Here is a 1,049-nt window from a genome sequence, read left to right on the forward strand (position 1 = left end):
GGCTTTGTTGAATAAATCAGATTTCGGGTAAGTCTCCCCCGTAGCGGGTTGTGTTTTCAGGCAATACGCACGCTTTCAGGCATACCTGCTTTCGTCATTTTGTTCAGCGCTCGTACCAGGGCCATAGCCTCCGCAACCTGACCATCGTAGTCACGCAGCGTCAGTGAACCCCCGAACAGCTGTTTTACCCGGTACATCGCCGTTTCCGCTATCGAGCGACGGTTGTAATCTGTTGTCCATTTCCACCGCGCATTACTCCCGGTCATTCGCTGATTAGCCACTGCACGGTTACGGTCTGCATATTCACCGGGCCAGTAACCCGCGCCTTTTCGGGGTGGGATAAGCGCGCTGATTTTCTTACGCCGCAGTTCATCGTGACAGAGCCGGGTGTCGTAAGCGCCGTCTGCCGATGCTGCCCTGATTTTTCTGTGAGTCTGCCGGATAAGACCCGGGAAGGCTTCTGAGTCCGTCACATTGTTCAGCGACAGGTCTGCACAGATGATTTCATGTGTGTTGCTGTCAACTGCCAGATGCAACTTTCGCCATATACGACGGCGTTCTTTGCCGTGTTTTTTGACTTTCCATTCGCCTTCACCAAAGACCTTCAGCCCGGTGGAATCAATCACCAGATGCGCGATTTCACCCCGGGTGAACGTTTTGAAACTGACATTAACCGACTTTGCGCGCTTGCTGACACTGGTGTAATCCGGGCAGCGCAACGGAACATTCATCAGTGTAAAAATGGAATCAATAAAACCCTGTGCAGCCCGCAGGGTCAACCTGAACACGCGTTTAATGACCAGAACGGTGGTGATGGCGAGATCAGAATAGCGCTGAGGTCTTCCCCGTGATGAAGGCGTTGCCGACTCATACCAGGCCTGAATAGCTTCATCATCCAGCCAGAAAGTTATGGAGCCACGGTTGATGAGGGCTTTATTGTAGGTGGGCCAGTTGGTGATTTTGAACTTTTGCTTTGCCACGGAACGGTCTGCGTTGTCGGGAAGATGCGTGATCTGATCCTTCAACTCAGCAAAAGTTCGATTTATTCA

1 protein-coding gene is annotated in these 1,049 nt (G+C 52.0%); it reads right to left on the bottom strand.

The window, feature by feature from the left end; translation table 11 throughout:
• Positions 1-56: 56 nt before the first annotated feature.
• Complete coding sequence (locus C3451_RS24135; protein ID WP_023280828.1) at positions 57-980, bottom strand: IS5 family transposase; 924 nt, start codon at positions 978-980, stop codon at positions 57-59.
• Between the last annotated feature and the right edge of the window lie 69 nt (positions 981-1,049).

Origin of the sequence: Enterobacter sp. 301B, from assembly GCF_003850715.1 — a bacterium.
Taxonomy (GTDB): domain Bacteria; phylum Pseudomonadota; class Gammaproteobacteria; order Enterobacterales; family Enterobacteriaceae; genus Enterobacter; species Enterobacter intestinihominis.